The sequence below is a fragment of the Thiohalocapsa sp. genome, assembly GCF_019695415.1.
Lineage (GTDB): Bacteria > Pseudomonadota > Gammaproteobacteria > Chromatiales > Chromatiaceae > Thiohalocapsa.
Genome location: NZ_JAIFKJ010000247.1, coordinates 1 through 4,033, shown reverse-complemented (window position 1 = coordinate 4,033; position 4,033 = coordinate 1). Strand labels below are relative to the sequence as shown.

The window sequence follows — 4,033 nt, the reverse complement described above, 5'->3', positions numbered from 1 at the left end:
CCACCTCGGCGACTTCATCGAGGACGCGGGCGTGATCTCGCCACTCGACTCCGCCACCGCCGCGGGTCTGCGGGAGGCCACGCAGAACATGCTGGCGAGCCTCACCAGCCGGGAGGCCAAGGTGCTGCGCATGCGCTTCGGCATCGACATGAACACGGACCACACCCTGGAGGAGGTCGGCAAGCAGTTCGACGTCACCTGGGAGCGTATCCGCCAGATCGAGGCCAAGGCCCTGCGCAAGCTGCGCCACCCCACCCGCTCCGAGAAGCTGCGAGGCTTCCTCGACAGCGACTGACGCGGTTCGCGCTGCGCCAGATATCTGTCGGGCTGGTGCCCGTCATGCGGCGCGCCGGGAGGCATACCCGGCGGCGCCACCCCGTCGCCGTCGCAGTCGCTCACGTTGTTTCCGCCACTGCCTGTCAGGGCCGTTAGCTCAGCGGTTAGAGCAGGGGACTCATAATCCCTTGGTCCTAGGTTCGAATCCTAGACGGCCCACCAAAATTGCACGCTATGCCGAGCCGGCTACTTTCCTACCGCCACGGGACATGGGGGCAACCAATCTCGGTTCCGTCGGCGGCGGTTAGTTGGCGCCTGTGCCGTCGGATGCACTATCCTGTGCCCTCGGCCGTGGAGGCCGGGCATTGGTAGACTCACGCAGCAGAAAGGCCGCCCACGCCGTGCACTTGGACATCGAAGGCTTCCGCAACTGGCAGCACCGCAGCGTCACGCTGCTTGGTATGTCCGGCGTCGGTAAGACTTACCTGTCGACGCTGCTGCGTCGCAACGACTGGTTCCACTACTCGGGCGATTACCGCATCGGGACCAGGTACCTGGATGAGCCGATACTTGACTTGATCAAGTCCAAGGCCATGGAAGTGCCCTTCCTGCGGGACCTGCTGCGCCGGGACTGGATCGCCATCCAGAACAAGATCGAGGTCGATGACCTTGGGCCGGTGCTGAGCTTCGTCGGCCAGCTCGGAGACCCGGAGAAGAACGGCCTCTCATTGCAGGAGTTCAACCGTCGCCAGGCCATGTATCGTGAGGCCGAGATCCAGGCCATGCGGGACGTGCCCGCCTTCATCGACAAGGCGCGACGCATCTATGGCTACAGCCATTTCGTCAATGACGTCGGCGGCAGCCTTTGCGAGCTGGAGGCACCGGAAATCATCGACCTGCTCGCCCGCCACACCCTGATCCTCTATATCCGCGTGCCGCAGCAGGACGAGATCAAGCTTATCCGGCGCGCGCAGGCCGACCCCAAGCCGCTCTACTTCCGCCCGGCCTTTCTGAAGTCTGCCGTCAAGGACTATCTCGCCGAGCGCAGTCTCGAGTACGTCGCCGATATCGACCCGGACGACTTCACGCGCTGGGTCTTTCCGCGCCTGTTCCACTCCCGCGTTCCCCGCTACGAGGCCATTGCCCGGCCTCACGGCTATGTGGTGGAGTCGACAGAGGTGGCCGCTGTCAGGGACGAGCAGGACTTCCTTGCGCTCATCGAGACGGCCATCGCCCGCAAGGCTGCGGACGGCGATGCCGCGGCTTATCCTGCTTCCACGGGCGCCACGCCGCCGGCACCGAGCACAGACGCAGTCGACTGACACCTTGCCCATCGTCGCCCACAACGACCTGCCTGCCTTCGGGCGCCTGCGCGCTGAGGGCCAGAACATCCTGCCCTCGGACCGCGCCATCGCGCAGGACATCCGCGAGCTGCATATCGGGTTGCTCAACATGATGCCGGATGCGGCGCTGGCCGCTACCGAGCGGCAGTTCTTCCGGCTGGTCGGCCAGAGCAATCAGATCGCACAGTTTTATGTGCACCCCTTCACGCTGGACGCGCTGCCGCGCTCGCCGGAGGCCAAGGCGCACGTCGAGCGGTGGTACGAGCCCTTCGATCAGGTGCGCGAGCAGGGTCTGGACGCGCTCATCATCACCGGCGCCAATGTCGCCGGCCCGGACATCTCTCAGGAGCCCTTCTGGCGCCCGCTGATGGAGGTGGTGGACTGGGCCTGCGAGTCGGTGACCTCGACCTTGTGCTCTTGCCTTGCCACCCATGCCGTCATGCAGTTCCGCTACGGGCGGCCGCGTCGTCCGCTGGGCTTCAAGCGCTGGGGCGTCTATGCGCACCGAGTGGTGGACCGTACGCACCCGTTGGTCACCAGCGTCAACACCCTGTTCGACGTGCCCCATTCCCGGTTCAATGAGATCGGCCGAGACCAGTTCGAGTCCGCCGGCGCCCGGGTGCTGGTGGAGAGCGACATCGCGGGTGTGCACCTCGCCGTGAGCGGAGACGGCCTGCGGCTGGTGATGTTTCAGGGCCACCCGGAATACGACACGGTCTCGCTGTTGAAGGAATACAAGCGCGAGGTCAAGCGCTATGCCGCCGGCGCGCGGCCGGACTATCCGCCGTTCCCAGAGAACATCTTCAGCCGCAAGAGTGCGGCCGTGCTCGATGAGTATCGCCACATACTGGAGCACGAGCTCGACCGCGGCCGCCCGCCGCCGGAGCTGCCTGAGGCGCGCATCGCAGAATCCCTGGACAACACCTGGCGTGACACCGCCGAGGGCGTGATCGGCAATTGGATGGGCCTGATCTACCGCGTCACGAACAACGACCGCCGGATCCCGTTCATGGACGGCGTGGACCCGGATGACCCGCTCGGTCTCAACGGGTGAGATGCGCCCTGTAGGGACTGACCGCCCTGCGCAGCATCATCTCTTTGCTCGCGATTTGTTGCACAAAGGTAACAGCTTGTGGTGCATGTGCTGGATGCTTGGTGTTGGCCGTGTGGCGTGCAGTAACACCTTACGAAACCGTTACTCACGCTACGCAAATCGTCGGCAACTCCCTGCTTGTCAAGCGCCCGATGCGCGCCTACACTTGCGGTAACAGACCAGCATGTAGCGTCAAGGCGACATGCGCGGTTTGGATCTCCGGGAAAACCCAAAATCCGCAAGCGAATCAACGACTGGGACCCGCAACAAACGCACCAGTCACGAGCAGAGACAAAATGTTCGACGAACAAGAGAACGTCATCCGTTACAAGTGGGATCCGTGGACAGGCTCCGGATATCGTATCCGGTGTGCGATCGGCGGTGGTGAGCACCATTACTTCGTGGAGGACTGGAGTAACCATGTCGTCGTAGACGACTATGGCTGCCACGACCTCGACGAAGCTTTGGGTGTGCTGAAGCGCTACTGCGACATCGACGTCGCCCAAGAGCGCAGCCGCATCGCCGCCTGGCTGCCCGAGAACCTGCAGTAGCAAGCCGCATCGACGCTTGCTTCACACAAGGAAACGGGCCGCGATCGCGGCCCGTTTTTGCAGCGGCACCCCGGCCCAAAGCGGCCGCCGCGTGGAATGTGCTCGCCTCGGCGCGCAGCAATTCGTGCAAACGCAAAAATTCTCCCTAGAACAACGAGTTGGGTTATCGGGAGAAAAGTCCTTCGTCAACGCTCGCAGAACTGGCTGTAGTCACGGCGCCGTGCACACAGCGGGTGTTCTTCAAGCGCTGCATCAGCGGTTCTCCGAGGCCGGAGCACGAAGCCGGGCCAGCACCTCCGTCGCGAAACTACGCCGAATACCGCCAGCGGTCGCTGCCGGCCCTCGTCATTGCCATCGCGATTGGTATCCGCGATCGCGGTCGAAGTCGATCCCGATCCTGGTTTCGGAGCCGCAGGTTAGCCGTATTCGGCTATTGGTTGTCCTAGGGAAGCGCCAATAAATCGGCGCTTCCCTAGAGCGGCCGCACAAGCAGGGCCAGGGCGCCGCTTGCCGCGAGTAGCAGCAGCGTCGCCGCCGGCCAGCGGCGCAGCCAGCGCTCGGCGCTGTCGATGGCGCGCTGTTCGGCAAGGCGCAGACGCAGCCGCTCGGCAGCCCTATCGAGGCGGTTTCGCCAGTGACCAAACATCGCGCCGAGCAGGGTACCGGTCCCGGCGAGCCACGCCACCGCACGCCCGCCGTGGACCAGTAGGGCGCCACCCCGGCCGAGAGGCCCCCGCCCCAGGCCGCGCCCGCAGGCCCACCCCCACCGG

Annotated in this window: 5 protein-coding genes and 1 tRNA gene; 5 read left to right on the top strand and 1 reads right to left on the bottom strand. The window is 64.6% G+C overall.

All coding sequences use genetic code 11. The features are described 5' to 3' along the window. The 5 genes from I6U14_RS06975 to I6U14_RS06955 all read left to right on the top strand — a co-directional run. Positions 1-295, top strand: a 295-nt coding sequence (locus I6U14_RS06975) for a sigma factor-like helix-turn-helix DNA-binding protein (RefSeq protein WP_296898008.1), incomplete at its 5' end; no start/stop codon positions are given. Between the two features lie 127 nt (positions 296-422). After that, positions 423-498: transfer RNA gene (locus tag I6U14_RS06970), tRNA-Ile, on the top strand. 179 nt (positions 499-677) lie between these two features. Then, on the top strand, positions 678-1,598 hold the full coding sequence (locus tag I6U14_RS06965) for an ATPase (protein ID WP_296898009.1): 921 nt from the start codon (positions 678-680) through the stop codon (positions 1,596-1,598). 4 nt (positions 1,599-1,602) lie between these two features. Continuing rightward, on the top strand, positions 1,603-2,673 hold the full coding sequence (locus I6U14_RS06960; protein ID WP_296898006.1) for a homoserine O-succinyltransferase: 1,071 nt from the start codon (positions 1,603-1,605) through the stop codon (positions 2,671-2,673). A gap of 335 nt (positions 2,674-3,008) precedes the next feature. Next, positions 3,009-3,263 (top strand): hypothetical protein, encoded by a 255-nt coding sequence (locus I6U14_RS06955; RefSeq protein WP_296898004.1) that lies wholly within the window; start codon positions 3,009-3,011, stop codon positions 3,261-3,263. 472 nt (positions 3,264-3,735) lie between these two features. On the opposite strand, the gene I6U14_RS06950 is transcribed toward I6U14_RS06955, so the two are convergent. After that, on the bottom strand, positions 3,736-4,033 hold a 298-nt coding region (locus I6U14_RS06950), incomplete at its 5' end, for a hypothetical protein (protein WP_296898002.1).

What these genes read in the sequence shown, in the direction of transcription:
- I6U14_RS06955 (WP_296898004.1), top strand. Translation starts at nt 3,009, where the DNA reads ATGTTCGACGAACAAGAGAACGTCATCCGTTACAAGTGGGATCCGTGG.